The 3,160-nt window shown below is 71.7% G+C and carries 5 protein-coding genes; 4 read left to right on the top strand and 1 reads right to left on the bottom strand.

The features are described 5' to 3' along the window. From Q8M88_RS14630 to Q8M88_RS14615, 4 genes are all read left to right on the top strand, one after another. The coding region (locus Q8M88_RS14630) for a DUF3426 domain-containing protein (RefSeq protein WP_305597894.1) at nucleotides 1–710 on the top strand (710 nt) is incomplete at its 5' end. A 23-nt stretch (nucleotides 711–733) separates the two neighbouring features. After that, on the top strand, nucleotides 734–1,234 hold the full coding sequence (locus tag Q8M88_RS14625; RefSeq protein WP_305597895.1) for a phosphoribosyltransferase: 501 nt from the start codon (nucleotides 734–736) through the stop codon (nucleotides 1,232–1,234). Then, entirely contained in the window at nucleotides 1,234–1,530 is a 297-nt protein-coding gene (locus Q8M88_RS14620) for a 2'-5' RNA ligase family protein (protein WP_305597893.1), read from the top strand. Before Q8M88_RS14625 ends, Q8M88_RS14620 begins: the two co-directional genes overlap by 1 nt. Continuing rightward, nucleotides 1,502–1,744, top strand: coding sequence for a hypothetical protein (locus Q8M88_RS14615; protein ID WP_305597892.1), 243 nt, complete (start codon nucleotides 1,502–1,504; stop codon nucleotides 1,742–1,744). Before Q8M88_RS14620 ends, Q8M88_RS14615 begins: the two co-directional genes overlap by 29 nt. Nucleotides 1,745–1,759: 15 nt before the next feature. Here Q8M88_RS14615 and lysA read toward each other — a convergent pair whose 3' ends face one another. Next, a complete protein-coding gene (gene lysA / locus Q8M88_RS14610; protein ID WP_305597891.1) occupies nucleotides 1,760–3,028 on the bottom strand; it encodes a diaminopimelate decarboxylase in 1,269 nt (422 codons plus the stop codon). Nucleotides 3,029–3,160 lie beyond the last annotated feature (132 nt).

Below are 3,160 nucleotides of genomic sequence, written 5' to 3'. Positions count from 1 at the left end.
CCAAACCGGTCAGCGCATTACCAGGCGAAGCCCTGCCCAAGGTGTTCCGCGCCAAGGCCGACACCGAGCGAAAGGTGCGCCAGGCGGCGACTACGGGCGCGATCTGGGCCGCCGTGGCGGCGGCCCTGGCGATCGTCATCGCACTCGCTGTGGTGTTCCGCTCCGACGTTGTGCGGCTGTGGCCGAAATCGGCGGCGGCCTACGCGACCATCGGCCTGCCGGTGAACGCACTGGGGCTCGTGATCGAGAATGTCAGCGCCGAGCCCTCGCTGCAGGACGGCCACGCGGCGCTGTCGATCGCCGGCGCGATCCGCAACATCCAGGACCGGCCGGCCACCACCCCGCCGCTGAAGATCAGCCTGCTCAACAAGGCCGGCAAGGCGGTGGCGACACAGATCGCCCGCCCAGCCGATCCGCGCATCCCGCCGGGCGAGACCCGTCACTTCGCCATCGCCATCCTCGATCCGCCGTCGACGGCGCACGATCTCGAAGTCACCTTCGCGCCGGTCCCCAAGCCAGCGAAAGCCGTCGCTCATAAGCCCGCCGCCAAGAAGGCCGAGCACGCCAAGTCTGAAGCGCACGAGACTTCCGCCCAGACCGCGGAGGACCACGCGCCGCCGGCCACTCTGCGCGGCGCGGCGGCCCCGCCCGAGCCGGTGGAGGCCAAGCCGCTGCCGGCGGACTCGCCCTATGCGCTGGAAAAGCGTTGAGCGACGAGGCGATCGCGGTCCTGATGAGCGAGGCCGAGGTCGCCGCCCGCGTCGAGGCGCTGGCCTGGGAGATCGCTCCGCGCATCGACGACGAAACGGTGGCGGTCTGCCTGCTGACCGGCGGCCTGTGGTTCTGCTCCGACCTCATGCGAGCGTTGGCCCGGGCGGGTCGGCATGTGCGCTTCGATGCGCTTTGGCTGGCCAGCTATGGCGATGAACGCGCGAGCGCGGGTCGCTGCGAAGTGCGGGCCGACCTGCAGCGCCCGCTGGTCGGACGCCGCGCCCTGGTGGTCGACGACGTCTTCGACACCGGTCTGTCGCTCAGCGAGGCGGCGCGGCTGGTGCATGATGCGGGGGCCAGCGAGGTGCTGACCGCGGTCTTCGCCCGCAAGCCCTGGCCGACGCCGCGCGCCATCGAGCCGCAGTTCGTCGCCTGGGAGGCGCCGGCCCGCTACCTGGTCGGCTACGGGATGGACGCCGGCGGACGCCTGCGCGGCCTGCCTTACATCGGCGCCCTGGACTGATGGGGATAAGCGGGCTGGTGCTCGCCGTGCCGCAGGCTGACGCGGCGGTCGGCCGCTGGCGACGCCGCCACGACCCCACGGCGCGCGCGGGAATGCCGGCCCACGTGACGCTGGTCTATCCGTTCATCGGCGCGCGCGAACGCGACGTGGCGGTGACGAGCAGGCTCGCCGAGCTGTTTGCCGCCGAGCCGCCGTTTGAGCTGCGCTTCGAGCGCCTGGGCCGCTTCGCCGACGCACTGTGGCTAGCGCCCGAGCCCGACGCGCCCGGTGCGCCGCCTGATCGCCGCGTTGGGTGAGGCGTTTCCGAACCATCCGCCCTACGGTGGCGTGTTCGGTGTGGCGGAGTCGCACCTGACCATCGCCAGGGGCGAGCGGCGCATCCTTGACGGCGTGGCGGCGGCCTATCGTGCGCGCTCCATGGGGCCCATTAACTGTCGGGTCACGGCCGCCAGCCTCTATGATCGGGAAGAGGGCGGCTGGCGACTCAAGCAGCGCTTCGAGTTGGGATGAGCGGGTCAAGCAAGTTCATTGCCAGGGTGCGGGGCGTTCGCGCTCCAGCATTTCCTCATAGGTCGGGCGAGCGCGGACGACGGCGTAGCGGTCGCCCTTGACCAGCACTTCGGGGACCAGGGGGCGGCTGTTGTACTCGCTGGCCATCGAGGCCCCATAGGCGCCGGCGGACATGAAGGCCACCAGGTCGCCGGCCTGCAGCGGCGCCAGCGGGCGGTCGCGGGTGAAGGTGTCGCCGGTCTCGCAGATCGGTCCCACGACGTCATAGGCCAGCGGCTCGCCGCCACGTGGATGCACCGGGCGGATGTCGTGGAAGGCGTCGTACATGGCCGGCCGGATCAGGTCGTTCATCGCGGCGTCCAACACCAGGAAGCGCCGACCTTCCGGCCGCTCGTGGATATGCAGCACGCGGGCCAGCAGCACGCCGGCGTTGGCGGCGATCACCCGGCCGGGCTCGAACGCCAGCTGCACGTCCAGCCCGCCCAGCGCCTGCGCGATCATCGCTGCGTAGTCATCCGGCGAGGGCGGCGTCGGCTGGTTGAAGTAGGGCACGCCCAGGCCGCCGCCGAGGTCCAGGCGTTCGACGCTCAGGCCCTCGCCGCGCAGCCGTTCGACCAGTCCGCGCATCTTGGCGAAGGCCGCGCGCATGGGGGCGAGGTCGGTGATCTGGCTGCCGATGTGGCAGGCGACGCCAACCGGGCGCAGAGCGGCGTTGTTCGACGCCATGGCGTAGAGGCGCTCGGCCTCGGCGAAGGAGACGCCGAACTTGTTCTCGGCCTTGCCGGTGGCGATCTTGGCGTGGCCGCCGGCCTCGACGTCCGGATTGACCCGAAAGGCGATGGTGGCGCGCAGGCCGAGCCCTGCGGCGACCTCGGCGATCGCCTCCATCTCCGGCTCGGACTCGACGTTGATCTCGGCGACGCCGGCCTTCAGGGCGAAGGCGATCTCGTCCGCGGTCTTGCCGACGCCGGAGAAGACGATCCGCGCAGGCGGCACGCCGGCGGCCAGCGCGCGGCGGATCTCGCCCTCCGACACCGTGTCGGCGCCGGCGCCCAGCGCCGCCAGGGTTCGCAGGACCGCGAGGTTGCCGTTGGCCTTGACGGCATAGGCGATCAGCGGCTCGCCCAGTCCGGCGCCGCGGAGCGCATCGCGCAGCACCGTGTAGTGCCGCTCCAGCGTCGCCGAGGAATAGACATAGACCGGCGTGCCGACCTCATCGGCGATGCGCGCCAGGGGCACGCCCTCGCAGGCCAGTTCCCCGTCCAGCAGGTCGAAGTGGTTCATTGCGGATTGGCGTAGGGGTCGGGCAGCGCGCCTTGCGGGCCGACCTTCGACGGATCGCTGGGGCCGCCCTCGATGGGCAGGGTGCGCGGCGGGGCCGGGTCGGCGCTGCGCTGGCGCGGATCGATCGTGTCG

The sequence above is a fragment of the Phenylobacterium sp. genome (genome assembly GCF_030693805.1).
In the GTDB taxonomy this organism is placed as follows: domain Bacteria; phylum Pseudomonadota; class Alphaproteobacteria; order Caulobacterales; family Caulobacteraceae; genus Phenylobacterium.
This window is presented reverse-complemented; position numbering and strand designations above follow the sequence as displayed.

What these genes read in the sequence shown, in the direction of transcription:
- Q8M88_RS14625 (WP_305597895.1), top strand. Translation starts at nt 734, where the DNA reads ATGAGCGAGGCCGAGGTCGCCGCCCGCGTCGAGGCGCTGGCCTGGGAG.
- Q8M88_RS14620 (WP_305597893.1), top strand. Translation starts at nt 1,234, where the DNA reads ATGGGGATAAGCGGGCTGGTGCTCGCCGTGCCGCAGGCTGACGCGGCG.
- lysA (WP_305597891.1), bottom strand. Translation starts at nt 3,028, where the DNA reads ATGAACCACTTCGACCTGCTGGACGGGGAACTGGCCTGCGAGGGCGTG.